Raw genomic sequence first — 18,170 nt, forward strand, 5'->3', positions numbered from 1 at the left:
CCGCGCGGAAGCGGATGGCGCGGCGGCGCGGCCCAGGGGAGGGGAGGTCTAGTAGGGGTCGTAGCCCGCGGCCTTCGCGGCCGGCGACTGGAGGAGGTACTCCAGCGCGCGGGGCGTGGAGCACACCTTCGACGGGTGGTGGTTCGGCTTGAGGTAGACGGGCGCCTCGCCGAGCAGGAGCCTGAAGATGCCGGGCACGTGGCCGAGCCGGACGGACCGCCGGTAGGAGCGGTAGACGCGCAGCGGGGTCACCCGCTTCTTGATCGTCGGGTCCTGCTTGAGCAGGTAGAGCGAGCCGCCGATCAGCGCCCAGTAGAGGAAGAACAGCGACACCACCCACGCGGCGACGCGGGTCGGGTACCGGCCGCCCATGGCCTTGTACACGTCGAACACCACCGAGCGGTGCTCGACCTCCTCGGCGCCGTGCCAGCGCAGCAGGTCCAGCATCGTCGGGTCCACGCCGGCCTTGTCGAGCCGGTCGTTGTCCATGATCCACTGGCCGAGGACGGCGGTGTAGTGCTCGATCGAGGCGACCGCGGCCAGTTCGAAGCGCAGCCGGCGCCGCCAGGCCCGCGGGTTGCGCTCCTTCAGCGCCGCCATCTGCGCGGGGCGCTCGGCGTTCCCCCGGCCCGCGGCGTCGGTGATCTTGGAGACGTCGATCCCGCCCCGCTCCAGGATCTGGTCGAGGACGCCCTGGTGGGAGCGGGCGTGCACCATCTCCTGCCCGATGAAGCCCTTGATCTCCTCCAGCAGCCGCTCGTCCCGGATGTGCGGGCGGGCGTCCTTGACGCACTGGATGAACCACTTCTCGCCCTCGGGCAGGACGATGTGGAACGAGTTGATGATGTGGGTGGCGACCGGGTCGCCCGGCACCCAGTGCAGCGGGGTCTCCGACCAGTCGAAGGCGACGCGCCGCGGCTTGATCGGCGGATGGCGCTCGTCGATGGGCGCCGCTCCGCCGCTCACCTGGGGCCTCGTCATTCGGTCCTCGCCTTCCACGCGTCCGGGCCGGGCGCGGCGTGCCCCCGATGCCGCGGTGGTCATTGGCAGAGCAGTCAACTCCTGCGAGGCCCGTGGTTTCTTGAGGGGAAGCCAACAAGTTACCGCTTGGTTTTCGGTCCTTTATGACAAGTGGCGCCGCTCACAGGGCGATACGCTGCGCCCCGGTGTAGACGTTCATGGTCTCGCCGCGCAGGAAGCCCACGAGCGTCATCCCGGCGTCCTCGGCGAGGTCCACCGCCAGCGAGGACGGCGCCGACACCGCCGCCAGCACGGGGACGCCCGCCGTCATCGCCTTCTGCGTCAGCTCGAACGACGCCCGCCCGCTCACCATGAGGACCGTCCCGGTCAGCGGCAGCCTCTCCTGCCGCAGGGCCCATCCGATCACCTTGTCGACGGCGTTGTGGCGGCCGACGTCCTCGCGCAGGGCGAGGAGCCCGCCGGCGGCGTCGAACAGCCCGGCGGCGTGCAGGCCGCCCGTCCGGTCGAAAACCCGCTGCCCCCCGCGCAGCCGCTCCGGCATGGCCGCGAGGACGTCCGGCGTGAGCCGCACCGCGTCCTCGGCCACCTCGTAGGGCCGGTCGGCGCGCAGCGCCTCGATGCTCGACTTCCCGCACACCCCGCAGGCGCTCGTCGTGGTGAACGCCCGCGTCATGGAGTCGTCCGGCGGCGGCACGCCCGGGGACAGCACGACGTCCAGCGTGTTCTGCTCCTCGGTGTCCGCGCAGTACCGCATCGTCGCGATGTCGCCGGCCCGCCCGACCACGCCCTCGGCCGCCAGGAACCCGGCGACCAGGTCGAAGTCGTGCCCGGGGGTGCGCATCGTGATCGTGAGCGGCTTGCCGGCGACGCGGATCTCCAGCGGCTCCTCCGCCGCCAGGGTGTCGGGCCGCCGTACCTGCGTCCCGGACGCGCTGAGCCGCAGTACGGGCCTGCGCACGGTGATCCGCCCCATGACCGTTGACGGTACCCCGGGAAACCGTCCCAAACGAGGGGCCGGGGCGGGCCGCGCGCGCTAGTCGGGCACTCCGCGGGGCCTGGGCGCCCGCCACCCCTGGCGCATGGCGAGGACGCGCAGCCCGAACGCCATCACGGCGGCGCCCGCGGTGACGGCGCCGCCGTGCAGGCCCGCCGCGTCCGCCGCGGCGGTCGCCGTGGCGCCGAGCAGCGCGGGCACCGCGTAGAGCTGCCGGTCGTACAGCACCGCCGGGATCCGCCCGGCCAGCACGTCGCGCAGGATGCCGCCGCCCACCGCCGTCACGATCCCGAGCAGCACCGCGTGCACCGGCGAGAGCCCATACTCCAGCGCCTTGACCGTCCCGGTCGCGCAGAACAGCCCGAGCCCGGCGGCGTCGAACAGCAGCACGGCGGGCAGCAGCCGGGTCACCTGCGGATGCCAGAAGAACACCAGCGCCGACGCCGCCATCGGCACCAGCACGTACCCGAGGTCGGTGAACGCCGCGGGCGGGACGGCCCCGATGAGCAGGTCGCGCAGGATCCCGCCGCCGAGCGCGGTGATCTCGGCCAGCACCACCATCCCGACGACGTCCAGCCGCTGCCGGACGGCCGCGAGCGCGCCCGACACGGCGAACACGAAGATCCCTGCGAGGTCCAGCAGCCACGCGACCCCGTGGCCGCTCACTCGTCCCGGTCCCTCCGGTCGATGTTCCAGTTCGCCACCACCGCCGCGAACGGCGGGATGACCAGCGCGACCACCGACATCGCGATCGCGGCCGGGTGCGAGTACAGCCGGACCACCGCCCAGGCCAGCACGAACAGGGTGAGGCAGGTGCCCATCATGATCCCGTAGGCCAGCTTGCGACGCCTCATGCCCTCACGTTACGACGCCCCGCCCTCCGCGCCCCGCCCGAGGGCGGGGTGGCGGAGGCGTACGGGAATCGAACCCGCCGTCCCGAGATCCTCGGGACCGTCGGCTTTGAAGGCCGGGGAGGCCACCAGGCACTCGCACGCCTCCGGCGGCGATCTTAGCCGAGGTAGAGGGAGTCGAGGTCGGCGGCGTACTTGGTGTGCACGACGCGCCGCTTCAGCTTGAGGGTCGGGGTGAGCTCCTCGCTCTCGGCGGTCCACTCGGCGGTGAGCAGCCGCCACCTCTTGACCTGCTGGACGCGGGCGAGCCGGGCGTTGGCGTCCTCGACGGCCCGGGCGACCTCCTCCAGGACGAGGGGGTGGTCGGCGAGCGCGGCGAGGTCGGTGGTGTCGATGCCGTGGGCCGCCGCCCAGACGGGCGCCACCTCGCCGTCGAGGGTGATGAGCGCGACGACGTAGGGGCGGCGGTCGCCGAAGGCGAGCGCCTGGCCGATGAGCGGGTGCTCCTTGAGCCGGTTCTCGACCAGGGACGGCGCGATGTTCTCGCCTCCGGCGGTGATGATCAGTTCCTTCTTGCGGTCGACGACGGAGAGGAAGCCGTCGGCGTCGAGGCGGCCGACGTCGCCTGTGTGCACCCAGCCGTCGGCGTCGATGAGGTCTGCGGTGGCGTCGGGACGGTTCAGGTAGCCGGGGGTGCAGGTCGCGCCGCGGACGAGGATCTCGCCGTCCTCCGCGAGCTTCAGCTCGACGCCGGGGAAGGGGCGGCCGACGGTGCCGAGCTTGAAGGAGTCGGCCAGGTTGGCGGTGATGGCGCCGGTCGTCTCCGTCATCCCGTAGGCGTCGAAGATCTTCAGGCCGAGGCCGGCGAAGAACCGGGCCACCTCGACCGGCAGCGGCGCGGCGGCGCTGGAGGCCTGGCGGACGCGGTCCAGGCCGAGCAGGGCGCGCATCGGGGTGAGGACGGCCTGGTCGGCGCGCTCGAAGGCTTCGGCGATCTCCGGGGTGAGGGCGTTGCCGTGCTCCTGCGCCGTCACGTAGGCGCGGCCGGCGTCGAGGGCGGCGGCGACCGCCCGCTTCCTGGCCTCGTCCTGCTCGGCCGACAGCACGGCCTGGATGCCGGCCATGATCTTCTCCCAGACGCGCGGGACGCCGAAGAAGGAGTGCGGCCGCACCTCGCCGAGGATCGTCGTCAGCTGGGCCGGGTCGGGGCAGAAGTGGACGTGGGAGGCCAGCCGGACCGGCAGGTAGTAGCTGAGCACGCGGTCGGCGATGTGCGCGAACGGCAGGTAGGAGATGCCGGCCGGGTGCTCGGGCAGGACGGAGCTGCGCTCGACCATCTCCGCCTCGTGCAGCACCATCGAGTGCGTGATCAGCACGCCCTTGGGGTCGCCGGTGGTGCCGGAGGTGTAGAGCAGGGTGACGGTGTCCCCGGGCCTGACCGCCTGCCAGCGCCGGTCGATCGCGAGCGTGTCGGCGGCCAGCTCCCGGCGGCCGAGCTCGGTGAAGGCGTCCCAGGTGAGGAAGCGGTCGCCGGGCGGGCAGGCCTCGGCGTCCACCACGATGATCTTGCGGAGGTCGGGGAGGCGGTCCAGGACGGGCAGCCAGCGGCCGAGCTGGTCGATCCCGTCCAGCACGGCGTACTTCGCCGAGCAGTGGCCGGCCACGAACGCGACCTGGTCGGGCGCGAGCGTCGCGTACACGGTGGTGGGGACCCCGCCGGCGTGCACCGCGCCGAGGTCGGCCAGGACGTGCTCGGAGCGGTTCGGCATCATCAGCGCGACGACCTCGCCCGCCTCCAGGCCGAGGGCGGCGAACCCGGCGGCCGTCTCCAGCGCGCGGGTCCGCGTGTCCGCCCAGGTGAGGGTCCTCCACTCGCCGCCGGTCCGGTCGGAGTAGGCGGGCCTGCCGCCGTGCCGTGCGGCGGTCGCGGCGAGGGCGGTGCAGATCGTCTGCCCCGCGACGGCCCGGTCGAGGTCGGCCCGCTGTTCCTGGATCCCCATGACGCCCCTCGTGGTCGTTGGTGAGTCTAGTAAGTGATGACTTGCAGAGGGGAGATCGCATCATGCCGAACCGGGTTCGGACAAGGGTTTCGGGGCTTTTCCCCGCTGGTCGCGGGGTCCGGTGGGCGATCGGTGACCGGGCGCGTACCGTCCGTTTGTTGATCATTTGAGGTAGTTGTGCGTTAAATTCTGCGGTGACCCGACTCGCCCCCGTGGCCCGCCTGACGCAGTACGCGCGCGGCGGCGGCTCGTGCAAGCTCCCGCCGGGGGAGCTGGAGCGGGTCGTGGCCGGCCTCACCGGCGGCGGCGACGCGCTCCTCGTCGGCGGCCCCGACGGCGACGACGCCGCCGTGCTGCGGATCGAGGGCGGCCGGGCCGTGGTGTCGGCCGCCGACTTCTTCACCCCCGTCGTCGACGACGCCTACGACTGGGGCCGCATCGCGGCCGCCAACGCGCTCTCGGACGTGTACGCCGTCGGCGGCGAGCCGCTGATGGCCCTCAACCTGCTCGGCTGGCCCGCCGACGCGCTGCCCGCCGAACTGGCCCGCGAGGTGCTGCGCGGCGGCCGGGACATGGCGGCCCGCGCCGGCGTCGCGATCGCCGGCGGGCACACCATCGACGACCCCGAGCCGAAGTACGGCCTCGCGGTCACCGGCGTCGCCGACCCGGACCGGCTGCTGCGGCTGGACGCGGGCCGCCCCGGCGTCCCCCTCACGCTGACCAAGCCGCTCGGCGTCGGCGTCCTCAACGCCCGGCACCGGGCGACCGGCGAGGTGTTCGCGCACGCGGTCGCGGCCATGACGGAGCTGAACGCGGCGGCGGGCCGGGCCGCCCTCGACGGCGGCGCCGCCTGCGCCACCGGCGTCGCCGGCTCCGGGCTGCTCGGCCACCTGTACAAGCTGGCGCGGGCGAGCGGCGTCACCGCCGTCGTGGACTCCTCCGCCGTCCCCTACCTGGACGGCGCGCGCGCCGCGGTGCGGGACGGGTTCGTGCCCGGCGGCACCCGCCGCAACCTCAGATGGGTGTCCCCGCACACCGACTTCCGCCGGATCGCCGAGGAGGAGCGGCTCCTGCTCGCCGACGCGCAGACCTCCGGCGGGCTGCTGGTCGCCGGGGAGATCCCCGGCGCGCCCGTCATCGGGGAGCTCGTCGGCCGGGGGCGGCACACCCTCGTCATCCGCTGACCCTCCGCCGCGCGCCGCCCCGTGTCACCGATCAAGGACGCGGGTAGGTTCCGGGCAGGCTCCACGGGGACGGGGGAGGCGAGGCATGACCATCGGGGGACTCGTGGCCGCCGTCGTCCTGGGCGCGGCCATCGGAATCCTGAGCAGGCTCGTGCTGCGGGGCCCCAGGCGCATGCCCGGATGGCTGCTGACCACGGTCGGCGTCGTCGCGGCGTTCGCCGGGACGGGCCTGGTGAACCTGTCCGACCTCGGCAACGGCGGCTGGAACGTGTGGGAGGCGCTGTTCCAGATCGTCCTGCCGGTGGCCGCCATCCTCCTGGTGGCGGCGTTCTGGCCCAAGCGCAGGGCCGCCCCCCGCGACACCGGCCGCCGCCCCCCGGAAGGGCCCTAGGGCCGGCGCAGGACCGGGCGCAGGCCGTCCAGGACCTCGGGATCCTCGATCGTGGACGGGACGGACACCTCCTGCCCGTCCGCGATGCCCCGCATCACGCCGCGCAGGATCTTGCCCGACCGCGTCTTCGGCAGCGCGGGCACGACGGAGATCTCCTTGAGCGCGGCCACCGGCCCGACCTGCTCGCGCACCATCGCGACCAGTTCGGCGCACACCTCCTCGGGTTCGGCCAGGACGCCGCTCTTGAGCACGACGAGCCCGCGCGGCACCTGCCCCTTCAGCGCGTCCTGGACGCCGATGACCGCGCACTCGGCGACGGCCGGATGGGCGGAGATGACCTCCTCCATCGTCCCGGTGGACAGCCGGTGCCCGGCGACGTTGATCACGTCGTCGGTGCGGCCCATCACCCAGACGTAGCCGTCCTCGTCGATGTGCCCGCCGTCGCCGGTCAGGTAGTGGCCGGGGTACTTCGTCAGGTACGACTCGACGAACCGCTCGTCGTCCTGCCAGAGCGTGGGCAGCGTGCCCGGCGGCAGCGGCAGCCGGATCGCGATGTCGCCGTCGGCGCCCGGCGGGACGGGCGAGCCGTCCGGACCGAGGATCCGCACGTCGTACCCGGGGACCGGCACCGACGGGGACCCCGCCTTCACCGGCATCGGCTCCAGCCCGCGCAGGTTCGCCACGATCGGCCAGCCGGTCTCGGTCTGCCACCAGTGGTCGACGACCGGCCGGTCCAGGATGCGCGAGGCCCACAGGTAGGTGTCGGGGTCGAGGCGCTCGCCGGCGAGGAACAGCGTGTCCAGGGCGGACAGGTCGTGCCCGGCGAGCAGCGCGCCCTCGGGGTCCTCCTTCTTGATCGCCCGGATCGCGGTCGGCGCGGTGAACAGCGCCTTGACCCGGTGCTGCGCGGCGACCCGCCAGAACGCGCCCGCGTCCGGCGTCCCGACCGGCTTGCCCTCGTACAGCACGGTCGCGCACCCGGTGAGCAGCGGCGCGTACACGATGTAGGAGTGCCCGACGACCCAGCCGACGTCGGACGCCGCCCAGAACACGTCGCCCGGCCCCACGTCGAAGACGTTCTCCATCGACCAGCGCAGCGCCACCGCGTGCCCGCCGTTGTCGCGGACGACGCCCTTCGGCCGCCCGGTCGTGCCCGAGGTGTAGAGGATGTAGAGCGGGTCGGTGGCGGCGACCGGCACGCACCCGGCGGGCTCGGCGGCCGCGACCGCCTCGTCCCACTCCACGTCCCGCGGCCGGACGAGGTCGGCGTGCAGCTGCTCGCGCTGCCGGATCACGCACCGCTCGACCTTGTGCCGGGCGAGCTCCAGCGCCCGGTCCAGCAGCGGCTTGTAGGGGACGATCCGGCCCGCCTCGATGCCGCAGGACGCCGACACGACCGCCTTCGGGCGGGCGTCGTCGATGCGGACCGCCAGCTCCCGCGCCGCGAACCCGCCGAAGACCACCGAGTGCACCGCGCCGAGCCGCGCGCACGCCAGCATCGCGATGACCGCCTCCGGCACCATCGGCAGGTAGATGACGACGCGGTCGCCGCGTTCGACGCCCTGCGCCCGCAGCGCTCCGGCGAACCGCGCGACGAGCTCGGTCAGCTCCCGGTAGGTGTAGGTCCGCACGGTCCCGGTGACGGGGCTGTCGTAGATGAGCGCGGCCTGCTCGCCGCGGCCCTCCTCGACATGCCGGTCCAGCGCGTTGTCGCAGGTGTTGAGCTCGCCGCCGGTGAACCACCGGTAGAAGGGCGGCGCCCCGTCGTCCAGCACCCGGTCGGGCGGCACGAGCCACCGGACGTCCCGCGCCGCCAGCCCCCAGAAGCGGGTCGGATCGGCGATGCTGCGTTCGTACGCGGCCGCGTAGGCGCCCATGTCGTCCTCCCGGTGACGGGTCCCTGGCCCGGATCTGCGCGGAGGCCCGGACCGGGCGTCTCCGCGATTCGGGCCGCACCCCTATAGGGCATGGCGCGGGGCCGGTTCGTCAAGAGCCCGCGCCGCCGGGCGGGGTCTACCGGGGGTGGCGCAGGGCGTGCGCGACGGCGATGAGGGCGGCCAGCGCGGCGCCCGCCGAGACGATCCAGAAGCACAGCTCGTAGGCGCCGAGGGAGGGCACGCCGGCGCCCGCGGCCCCTCCGGCCAGGATCGACGCGGTGACGGCGCCCGCGACGCTGCCTCCGGTGGTGCGGACGAGCGAGTTGATCCCGCTGGCGATCCCGCTCTGGTCCATCGGCACGTGCCGGACGGCGAGGGTGCCGAGCGCCGCGTAGGCGATCCCGAACCCGATGCCCTGGATGGCGCTGAACGCCAGCATGTCGTACACGTGCGTGTTCGACACCGCGAGCCAGGCGTAGCACAGCCCGGCGAACGCCGACCCGATCGCGAGCGTGTACGCGGGGCCGAGCCGGGCCGCGATCCGCCCGGCCATCGCCGAGAACACCAGCATCGTCAGGGTGCTCGGCAGCATGTAGAGCCCGACGTCCAGCACCGAGCCGCCGAGGCCGTACCCGACCTCCTCCGGCCGCGCCTGCACGAACCCGGCGATCAGCGTGAACGCGGCGAACATCGAGAAGCCGAGCAGCGCCGAGACGACGTTGGCCGACAGCGACCGGGCGCCGACGAGCAGGTTCAGCCGCACCAGCGGCGCGCGGACCCGCAGTTCGATCGCGACCCACACCGCGCACAGCGCGACCGCGGCGCCGAACAGGCCGAGGACGCCGCCGGACGCCCAGCCCCACGCGTTGCCCTGGCTGATGGCGAGCAGCAGGCAGACCAGCCAGCAGGCGAGCACGGCCGCGCCCGGCAGGTCCGGCCGGCCGCCGGCCCGGACGCCGACGTCGCGCGCCGTCGCGGCGACCAGCGCCAGGCCCGCCGCCGCCAGCGCGGCGGCGATCCAGAAGACCGGGTGGTGGCTCGCGGTGCGGGCGGCGATCAGCCCGGTCACGATCATCCCCGCGCTGCCGCCGACGCCCATGGTCGCGCTGACGATGCCGATCGCCGTGGTGACCCGTTCGGGCGGGAACGTGTCGCGGATCATGCCGATGGCGAGGGGGATCATCGCCGCCGAGACGCCCTGCAGGGCGCGTCCGGCGATCAGCACCGGCAGCGTGCCGGACACCGCGCACACCACCGAGCCCGCCAGCAGCAGCACCAGCGCGAGCATGATCATGCGCTTCTTGCCGTACATGTCGCCGAACCGGGTCAGCAGCGGGGTGGCGACGGCGCCGGCCAGCAGGGACGCGGTGAACACCCACGTCACGTCGGTGATGGGGGCGTCGAAGCGGACCATGAGCTGCGGCAGCAGCGGCAGCACGAGCGTCTGCTGCACCGAGACGACCATCCCGGCGACGGAGAGCGCGAGGAGGGTCGGGCCGGTGTTCCGGGCGGCCGGGGCGCCGGCTCCGCGCAGCGGCGGGGCGGGGGCCCCGCGCACCGCCGGGGCGCCTGTCCCACGTGCCGCCGGGGCGCCGGTCATGCGAACCTCCCGCATCGGCCGGCCACCGGAGCCCGGCGCGCGGCATGTACTTACTTAACCTAAATAAGTGTAGAGCGGCGGCTTTGCCCCGCGACGCCCGCGGTACGGCGCGACGCGCCCCTATATTCGTGAGCACGGAGCCGGGGAGGCGTGCGTGGTCGATTTATGGGAGTCCCAGTTGATCGCGGCCGCCTGGCTCGCCCAGGACGGTCCGGCCGGGGTGCCCCGCGGGTTCGGGACGCACGAGTTCGACCTCGGCTACGTCTACTGGCGCACTCCTCCGCCGGGCCGCTCCGGAGACGTCGGGTCCGGCCGGGTCGTCGTCGACCGGCTGAACGGGGAGCTGACGCACTGGCCCCTCGTTCCCGTGGAGGCCGTGGTCGAGCAGTACCGCGCCTTCCGCGAGCGCACACCGGCCGCGCCGCTGACCTGGGACCCCGTCGTGCAAGCCCGCCGCGACCGGGTGCGCGCACCGTTCCCGGAGAACGTCACCCGCCTGCGTCTCGGGGACGGGCGCCTGCGCACCGGTCGCAGCATGAAGGGCGACGGTGTGCCCAACCTGCATCCGCTCGTGCGCGGCATCCTCGACCGGTTGCCGGTCGAGTCCCGGACGCGCGGCAACGACCGCTGCTCGGAGGTGGCAGTGCTGTCCGACGTGATGCATGCCGAGGACGCCCGGCGGGCCGCGGCCGGCGAGCCGGCGCTGTCGGTCGATGAGGCGCGAGGCCGGCTGCTGCGCGGTGCGGACCTGGTGACGTACCGGGTCCGCGAGCCCGGCGACCCGCAGGACGGCCGGACCGCACCGCCGTGCGCCTCATGCCGGGCGCTGCTGGTCCGGCTGGGCCTCGCCCCTCGGCCGTTCGCCATCGACCCGGGTTCGGCCGCGCATGGCTTCGAGACGCTCACCGACGTTGAACGCGCCATGAGCGTGAGCCTCTACCCGCTCGGCGTCGAAGGCCGGGGCGAGTCGGTGCTCGCCCTCACCGACCTGGGCAAGGTGATGGCCATCGACCCGATCGGTGAATGGCACCTCGGCGACACCTTCGACGAGGCGCTCCACACGCTCGTCACCGGTCGGCTGCCGCGGCCGGTGCGCCCCGCCGACGGCCGTGGCCCCTCCTGGACCCCGTCGCCGGAGGAGCCCCCGGGCCTTGTCGGGCTGGGACCGCAGAAACGCCCTCTCGGAGCGGTGTTCTTCATGCCGCGGACGCCGTTCAACCTGCATTACGTGTGGCTTCCGGACATGCTGGGCCGCCTGGGGACGGATCCCGTGGCCAACCCGGTGTCCTCCCGCCTGTGGCAGGTCGGCGACTGGGGCGGAATGCACTGCGAGGCTTACGTCCTCGACCTCGACCACTACACCGCCCTCGTCCTCGTCTTCGGACTGTACGACTTCTTCGACCAGCGCGACGAGGCCGCCCGCGACGGGGTGCGGGGCGACGGGATGCCGCTGGTGTGCGCCTTCCGGGACGCGTGCGCCGCACTCACGCCGGATCTGGAGGTGGCCTTCCTGTACGCCGACCTGACGTTGGATCTGTTCCAGTTCATCGCCGAGCGGCAACTCGACGTCGGGACCCTGGACGGCGACGCCCTGCTCCGCGGCGGCTACGGCATGCTCTACCTCACCGACCTCATCGACTACGACGTGGCCCGCACCTTGGAGATCTGGCCACGCGAGGAAGTTCCGATCGAGGGCGGGCGACTCATCCTCGGGGACAGGTGGCCGGACTGATGGACGCGTCCGAGCCCGACCCGGTACTGGCGCGGTCGTGGAAGCACCTGCGCCGGAAGCTCCTCAAACGCGTTCCGCGCGAGGACCGCGACCATCTCGAGGCCCTCGCGCTGGACCTGATCGCGTCGGCGAGGCGGCACAGGCCGACGGGTGAGATCGACAGCGAGGAGCCCACCGACCGTCTGGCGATCGGCGTGGAGACCGCCGCCACGCTCGCCAGGCAGGGGACGACCGATCTCGAGGTGCTCGCGGCGGCCGCCACGCTTCCCTGGTACGACAGCGGTCTGGGGGCCCGGCCTTACTATCTGAACAACCTCCCCCCGCTCACCTGGCCCTTGGCCATGACTCTGGCGATGGCGCGGCCGTACAGCCCGACGCGCGGAGATCCGCCATGGCTCCGGACCCTGAACGTGCATCGGCTTCGCGGGCTTCCGCCGGAGCTGCGCACCGCCGCCGTCGTCGCGCGGGCCCGTCCGTCCGAGCGGTTCGGCGACTACCACATGCGTGTGCCCGGCCTCGACCCGAGCCTCCTGGGGTACGTCGCGGAAGCCCGCGGCCTCGTCTACCTCGTGCGCTGGGACGTCCCGGCGGACGCGATCCGCCCGGTGGAACCGCCGATCAACTATCCGGGCGACACCGGATATCGCCGGCCGTACGCGGAGCCGGGTTGGCTGGTCGACAGGGTCAGCCGTGAAGTCCGGACCGTCGAGTTGCGGTGGCTCCACCTGTCCCGCCTCTGGGCTACGCCGCTGCCGCCCGGGTGGCGGCCGGCCGATCGGCCGGCGGTCGTGGACGGTCTCGCCGCCGACCTCGCCACACTGCTGCCGGAGCCGCTGCACACCGCGCTCGGACCCGTCATGCGCGAGGTCACCGAACGCTACGCGAGCGTGCTGACCACAGAAGCCTGGCCCGAGTTCCTCGGCGCCTGGCAGACCGGCCGGCACACGGTAGGGCTGCTGGCCGGCGCCGGCTGCGCCGACCCGGAACCGCTCACCGCGGCCCTCCTGGCCGCCTGCGGCACGGCCCCCGCCGACACGCTCGTCGACGACGGCTCCCCGCTGTGGCGGACCCCGGCCGGCGCCCAGGCGAGGACGGCCCGCCCCGCCGAGCCCGAAACGGACACCCCCGAGGCCGCGGCACGGGCCGAGCGCCTTGCCGCGGCCCCCGCGCCGTTGCGCGCCCTGGTCTTCGCCAACGCGTGGGCCCGGCGACAGGCCGAGACGGGACTGTTCGGTACCACACCACCCGCCCGCACCCGCGAGCTCGACGCGTTGGCGCCCCTCGTCCGCGACCTGCCCGCCTTCCACCGGTTCGTCTGAGCCAGGGAGAGGCCCCGCCATCCGGGGCGGCGTCGCCGGCGAACCGGTCGCGCCCGCGCGTCGCGGTTTGCCGGGGGCCCCGGCGTCCATAGGGTTGCCTTTCGTGGACCTTCGTCTGCGCAACCCCCGCATCGCCTTCCCCCGCACGGCCCGTCCTTGTGAGGCCACCGGCGTTCCGGCCCGGAAAGGACGCTGATGCAGGTCGTCACCACCGCCGGTCACGGTGGCCACGGCAAGTCGGCGCTCGTGCGCGCCCTCACCGGCAGCGAGCCCGGCGAGCCCGGCGCCTGGACGGAGCTGCCCTCGGGGCGGCGCGTCGCGTTCGTGGACGCCCCGGGAGACGAGCGGTCCGTCCCGGAGATGCTCGCCGGGGCGGCGTCCGCCTCCGCCGTCCTGCTCGCCGTCGCCGCCGACGAGGGGTGGATGCCGCAGACGCGGGAGCACCTGGAGGCCCTCGGCGCGCTCGGCGCCCGGTTCGGGGTCGTCGCGGTCACCAAGGCCGACGCCGCAGACCCGAAGCCCGCGCTGCGCCAGATCCGCGAGCGGCTCGCCGAGACGGCGCTGAAGGGCGCGGAGGCCGTCGCGGTCAGCGCCGACACCGGCGCCGGGATGGTCGAGCTGGCCGCCGCGCTCGACCGCCTCACCGGGCGGCTGCCCGTGCCCGACCCGGCCGCCCCGGTGCGGCTCTGGGCGGACCGGGCGTTCACCGCCGGGCGGCAGACCGTCATCGCGGGCACCCTCACCGCCGGGACCGTGGCCGTGGGCGACGAGCTGCTCCTCATGCCCGCCGGCGAGCGCGTCCGCGTCCGGACGATCGGTTGCGCCGGCGAGCCCCGCGAGTCGGTCGGCGGCGTCTCCCGCGTGGTGCTGACGCTGCGGGACGCCGGGCGCGTCGACCCCGGCATGGCCCTGGTCACCCCCGGCGCCTGGACGCACACCACCAGCGTCGACGTCCGCACCCGCTTCGGCGAGGCGTCCGGCAGGCTCGCGCGGCGGATGACGCTGCACATCGGGTCGGCGGCCGTCCCGGTCCGGCTGCGGCCCCTCGGCCCCGACACCGCGCGCCTGACCCTGAACACCCGGCTCGCCCTGCACCTCGGCGACACCGGGCTCCTGCGCGACCCCGAGCGCCGCTCGATCGCCGGGGTGAGCGTCCTGGACGTCCGGCCGCCGACCCTCGTGCGGCGCGGCGCGGGCGCCGCCCGCGCGCGGGAGCTGGCGTCCTGGCCGGACCGCCCGGACGGCGCCCTCGTGCTCCGGCGGCACGGCGTGCTCCGCCGCTCGGAGCTGTCCCTCATGGGCTGCGCGCCGCCGGCGGACGCAGTCGCCCTGAACGGCGAATGGGTCGCCGACCCGGCGCACTGGCGGTCGCTGTTCGAGCGGCTCGCCGAGGAGACGTCCCGGCACGCCGCCGCGAGCCCCCGCGCCCCCGGGATCCCGCTGGAGACCGTCCGGCTGCGCCTCGGACTGCCCGCCCGGCAGCTCGTCGCCGCGCTCGTCCGGCCGCCGCTGCGCGTGGACGCCGGACGCGTCTACGGGCCCGCCCCGGGCCCCGCACCGGAGCGGGTGGCCGAGCCGCCGCCCGCGGCCGTCGCCGCGGAACCGCCGCCGCCCTGGGCCGCCGCCGTGGAGCGGCTCCGCGCCGACCTCGCCGACGCCCCCTTCCGGCCGCCCAGCGCCGAGCGCCTCGAAGAGCTGGGCCTCACCGGCGACGTGCTCGCCGGCGCGCAGAACGCGGGCGCCGTCCTGAAGATCGGCGACGGCCTCGTGCTGCTCCCGGGCGCCGACCGGGAGGCGCTGCGGGTGCTGTCCGCCCTGCCGCAGCCGTTCACCCCCGCCCAGGCCGGCGAGGCCCTCGGGACCGGCCGCGACGCCGCCGTCGCCCTGCTGCGCCACCTCGACCGCCTCGGGCTGACCGAGCGCCGCCAGGGCGAAAACCGGTTGAACCGGGACGGGTGACTCTGGCGTCATAGATCGCGGTCCGGTTCCGTCGATCAAGGAGAGGGAATGCCGTACCAGACCCTGAAGGGCGGCCGCGTCCCGATCCGGATGTGGACCGACCCCGCCACCGTCGAGGACCTCGCCCTCGACCAGCTACGCAACGTCTCCGCCCTGCCGTGGGTGGAGGGCCTCGCGGTGATGCCCGACGTCCACTACGGCAAGGGCGCCACCGTCGGCTCGGTGATCGCGATGAGGGACGCGGTGTCCCCGGCCGCCGTCGGCGTCGACATCGGCTGCGGGATGACCGCCGCGAAGTCGTCGCTCACCGTCGAGGACATGCCCGACGACCTGTCCGGGCTGCGCTCGCGGCTGGAGAAGGCGATCCCCGTCGGGCGCGGCTCGCACAAGACCGCCGTCGACCCGTCCGCGCTGCCGGGCCTGAAGGAGCGCGGCTGGTACGACTTCTGGAAGGCGTTCGACGACCTGCACCCGGCGGTGCGGGCCCGCCTCGGCCGCGCCCGCTCGCAGATGGGCACGCTCGGCGGCGGCAACCACTTCCTGGAGCTGTGCGCGGACGACGACGGCGCGATCTGGCTCGTCCTGCACTCGGGGTCGCGCAACATCGGCAACGAGCTGGCCGAGCACCACATCGAGGCCGCCCGCAGGCTCCCGCACAACCAGGACCTGCCGGACGGCGACCTCGCCGTGTTCCTCACCGGCACCGCCAAGATGGACGCCTACCGGCACGACCTGTTCTGGGCGCAGGAGTACGCGCGCCGCAACCGCGCCGTCATGCTGGCCCTCGCGCAGAACGTCGTGACGAAGCGGTTCGGGGAGAAGCGCTGCCGGTGGGACCAGGTCATCTCCTGCCACCACAACTACGTGGCGGAGGAGGAGTACGGAGGTGTCGAGCTGCTCGTCACCCGCAAGGGCGCGATCCGCGCGGGCGCCGGCGACCTCGGGATCATCCCGGGCTCCATGGCGACCGGCACCTACATCGTCCGCGGCCTCGGCAACGAGACGGCCTACAACTCGGCCTCGCACGGCGCGGGCCGCCGGATGAGCCGCAACAAGGCGCGCAAGAGCTTCACCGTGGACGACCTCGTCGAGCAGACCCGGGGCGTCGAGTGCCGCAAGGACAGCGGCGTCATCGACGAGATCCCCGGCGCCTACAAGGACCTGGAGACGGTGATCGAGGCCCAGTCCGACCTCGTCGAGGTCGTGGCGCACCTCCGCCAGCTCATCTGCGTCAAGGGCTGACGGCACGCGAGCCGGCGGTCCGGCGCCCCGCCCCACGCGGGACGCCGGACCGCCGTCCCCTACATCAGCAGGTCGGACTGGTTGTCGTAGGCGTCCACGTACTCGGCGTGCGTCATGGCGTAGGGGGCGATGTTGAAGTAGCACGACCACCGCAGCGGGACGCCGAGCAGGGAGCGCTCGCGGCCCCAGTCGGTGACCGACCGCATCCACTGGGCGGACTTGGTGACCGGCCAGGAGGCGTCGACGCCCCATTCGCTGAGCCCCAGGGGCACCCCCAGGGAGTCGGCGAACTGGCACGCCCGCCGCGTGCGCACGTCCATCGGAGGGGCGTCCGCGGTGGCGGTGATCTCGCCGATCGGGTACTCGTCGATCCCGATGAAGTCGACCAGGCCCGTGGGCGGCCAGTAGTAGCGCAGCGCCGACCGCGAATCGGAGTACGGGAGGTTGCACGAGTAGTTGCTGTAGCAGACCCCCACCTTCACCCCGGCCGAGCGGAACGGCGGCGCCGACCGCTTGTAGAGGTTGATGAAGTCGGGGCCGCTCATGTTGTCGACCGGCTGGTGGTAGATGATCACGTCGACCACGGCGCCCGTGGCGATGATGTCGTTCGCGAGCGACTGCAGCGTCGTCAGCGGTGTCGTCATCGTCGGCTTGATGCTGTAGACGCTCTTGCGCACGCCCAGGTCGTGGCGCAGCTGCGAGGTGGCCACCGTGGACGGCGGGGCGCCGTCGTAGCACCGGCGGACCGGCAGCGGCCGTCCGGTGAGCGTCTCGAACGCGCTGATCGCCTGCTGCCACGTCTGGCCGCTCGTCGGGTTGACGGCCGCGCCGACGAGCGGCCAGAGGTCGGTCATGACCCGCCCCCCTCGGGCGGGACCGCGCGGTCGCGGTCCTCGGCCGTGGTCGCCCGGTCCTCGATCCTGATCCGGTTCATGTGTACGTCCCCCCTTGAACCAGGAAATGGTGTCTTAAAGTAAAGAATGTTTCACGGAGGGTCGCCATGGTTCCGGTGGCCTTGTTTGGGTGTCCGCCCTGGTCAGGACTTCGTGGCCGCACCAGCACGGGGGCGCGCCGGGATGGCGCCGCAGGCCGTGCGGGAGCGGCGATGAGACGGCGGGGGAGGGGGCCCCGAGGATCCGCTGCCGCGCGGCGCGGCGCGGACCGGCCCCTACGCCTCCGGCAGCACCCGGTCGATGAAGGCGGTGACGTCGGCGAGGACCTCGTCGCGGTTGGTCTCGTTGAAGACCTCGTGGCGGGCGCCCGGGTAGAGCCGCTCGGTGAGGTCGTCCCCGCGGACCGCGTCGATGCCGACGCGGGTGTCGCGCGGCCGGACGAGCTCGTCGGCGTCGCCGTGGACGTAGAAGGTGGGCAGCGCGCCCAGCGAGCCGTGCTCGTTGACGCGGCGGAGCGCGGTGTCGAGCGCCCGGACGGTGGGCTTCTTGAACGGCCCGTGCCAGATCAGGGGGTCCTCGGTGTAGGCCTTCCCGACGGCCGGGTCGCGCGAGAGCGTGGCGGTGTCGATCGGCTCGTCCGGCATCTCGTCGCGGGGGAGCAGCTCCTCGACGACGTGCCAGCGGCCGAGGACCGGGCCGGACAGCACCAGCGCGGCGAGGCCGCCGCCGTGGAGCTGGGCGTAGCGGGTGGCGATCAGGCCGCCCATGGAGTGGCCGATCATGATGACGGGCAGTCCCGGGTGGTCGCCGCGGGCCGCCTCCACGACCGTGTGCACGTCGGCGACGACGTCCTCGAAGTCCTCGACCAGCACCCGTTCGCCGGCCGAGCGGCCGTGGCCCAGGTGGTCCGGGCCGCAGACGACGGCCCCGTGCCGGACCAGGACGTCCGCGACGTGGTCGTACCGGCCGAGGTGCTCGCCGTAGCCGTGCACGAGCACCGCGACGTAGCGCGGCTCGCCGTCCGCCCAGATCCGGGCGGTGACCGCCCCCCGCGTGCCCGCGAACTCCCACTCCCGCGACGTCGCCACCCCGGCCTCCTTGATCTTCGTCCGACGCCACCGTCTCCCGCGGTGGATCAAATCGTCAA

General features: G+C 73.9%; 15 protein-coding genes and 1 tRNA gene. 6 read left to right on the plus strand and 10 right to left on the minus strand.

All coding sequences use genetic code 11. The annotated features are described in order from the left end of the window. Positions 1–48: 48 nt before the first annotated feature. The 6 genes from K4S16_RS07885 to K4S16_RS07910 form a co-directional block, all read right to left on the minus strand. Positions 49–981: a metal-dependent hydrolase gene (locus K4S16_RS07885; RefSeq protein ID WP_149258207.1), complete on the minus strand. Its 933-nt coding sequence runs from the start codon at positions 979–981 to the stop codon at positions 49–51. Between the two features lie 160 nt (positions 982–1,141). Then, a complete protein-coding gene (gene fdhD / locus K4S16_RS07890) occupies positions 1,142–1,954 on the minus strand; it encodes a formate dehydrogenase accessory sulfurtransferase FdhD (RefSeq protein WP_149258208.1) in 813 nt (270 codons plus the stop codon). A 60-nt stretch (positions 1,955–2,014) separates the two neighbouring features. Beyond that, positions 2,015–2,641: a trimeric intracellular cation channel family protein gene (locus K4S16_RS07895; protein WP_149258209.1), complete on the minus strand. Its 627-nt coding sequence runs from the start codon at positions 2,639–2,641 to the stop codon at positions 2,015–2,017. Further along, positions 2,638–2,829 carry a DUF3099 domain-containing protein gene (locus tag K4S16_RS07900; protein WP_149258210.1) on the minus strand — a complete coding sequence of 64 codons (192 nt, stop codon included), beginning with the start codon at positions 2,827–2,829 and terminating at the stop codon, positions 2,638–2,640. The genes K4S16_RS07895 and K4S16_RS07900 overlap by 4 nt, the downstream gene beginning before the upstream one ends. A gap of 49 nt (positions 2,830–2,878) precedes the next feature. After that, a tRNA-Sec gene (locus K4S16_RS07905) sits at positions 2,879–2,974 on the minus strand. Positions 2,975–2,984: 10 nt separating this feature from the next. After that, complete coding sequence (locus K4S16_RS07910; RefSeq protein ID WP_149258211.1) at positions 2,985–4,826, minus strand: long-chain fatty acid--CoA ligase; 1,842 nt, start codon at positions 4,824–4,826, stop codon at positions 2,985–2,987. A gap of 194 nt (positions 4,827–5,020) precedes the next feature. On the opposite strand from K4S16_RS07910, the gene selD reads away from it, so the two are divergent. Both selD and K4S16_RS07920 read left to right on the plus strand, forming a co-directional pair. After that, entirely contained in the window at positions 5,021–6,010 is a 990-nt protein-coding gene (gene selD / locus K4S16_RS07915; RefSeq protein WP_149258212.1) for a selenide, water dikinase SelD, read from the plus strand. 85 nt (positions 6,011–6,095) lie between these two features. Next, entirely contained in the window at positions 6,096–6,401 is a 306-nt protein-coding gene (locus K4S16_RS07920; RefSeq protein WP_149258213.1) for a GlsB/YeaQ/YmgE family stress response membrane protein, read from the plus strand. Here the strand turns inward: K4S16_RS07920 and K4S16_RS07925 are convergent. Then, positions 6,398–8,278 carry a propionyl-CoA synthetase gene (locus K4S16_RS07925; RefSeq protein WP_149258214.1) on the minus strand — a complete coding sequence of 627 codons (1,881 nt, stop codon included), beginning with the start codon at positions 8,276–8,278 and terminating at the stop codon, positions 6,398–6,400. The genes K4S16_RS07920 and K4S16_RS07925 overlap by 4 nt on opposite strands. A gap of 136 nt (positions 8,279–8,414) precedes the next feature. Further along, on the minus strand, positions 8,415–9,878 hold the full coding sequence (locus K4S16_RS07930) for an MFS transporter (protein WP_149258215.1): 1,464 nt from the start codon (positions 9,876–9,878) through the stop codon (positions 8,415–8,417). Positions 9,879–10,032: 154 nt separating this feature from the next. On the opposite strand from K4S16_RS07930, the gene K4S16_RS07935 reads away from it, so the two are divergent. From K4S16_RS07935 to K4S16_RS07950, 4 genes are all read left to right on the plus strand, one after another. Continuing rightward, positions 10,033–11,610: a YwqJ-related putative deaminase gene (locus K4S16_RS07935; protein WP_149258216.1), complete on the plus strand. Its 1,578-nt coding sequence runs from the start codon at positions 10,033–10,035 to the stop codon at positions 11,608–11,610. After that, positions 11,610–12,929 carry a hypothetical protein gene (locus tag K4S16_RS07940; protein WP_149258217.1) on the plus strand — a complete coding sequence of 440 codons (1,320 nt, stop codon included), beginning with the start codon at positions 11,610–11,612 and terminating at the stop codon, positions 12,927–12,929. Before K4S16_RS07935 ends, K4S16_RS07940 begins: the two co-directional genes overlap by 1 nt. A gap of 195 nt (positions 12,930–13,124) precedes the next feature. Further along, positions 13,125–14,888: a SelB C-terminal domain-containing protein gene (locus K4S16_RS07945; RefSeq protein ID WP_149258218.1), complete on the plus strand. Its 1,764-nt coding sequence runs from the start codon at positions 13,125–13,127 to the stop codon at positions 14,886–14,888. Between the two features lie 48 nt (positions 14,889–14,936). After that, the gene (locus K4S16_RS07950; RefSeq protein ID WP_149258219.1) at positions 14,937–16,130 is read left to right on the plus strand and encodes an RtcB family protein; all 1,194 of its coding nucleotides are present in this window, start codon (positions 14,937–14,939) and stop codon (positions 16,128–16,130) included. Between the two features lie 59 nt (positions 16,131–16,189). Here K4S16_RS07950 and K4S16_RS07955 read toward each other — a convergent pair whose 3' ends face one another. Together K4S16_RS07955 and K4S16_RS07960 are read right to left on the minus strand one after the other, a co-directional pair. Continuing rightward, on the minus strand, positions 16,190–16,984 hold the full coding sequence (locus K4S16_RS07955) for a hypothetical protein (protein WP_149258220.1): 795 nt from the start codon (positions 16,982–16,984) through the stop codon (positions 16,190–16,192). A 314-nt stretch (positions 16,985–17,298) separates the two neighbouring features. Continuing rightward, a complete protein-coding gene (locus K4S16_RS07960; RefSeq protein ID WP_149258221.1) occupies positions 17,299–18,111 on the minus strand; it encodes an alpha/beta hydrolase in 813 nt (270 codons plus the stop codon). Positions 18,112–18,170: the final 59 nt, after the last annotated feature.

The sequence above is a fragment of the Actinomadura sp. K4S16 genome (assembly GCF_008327685.1).
Classification (GTDB): Bacteria; Actinomycetota; Actinomycetes; order Streptosporangiales; family Streptosporangiaceae; genus Spirillospora.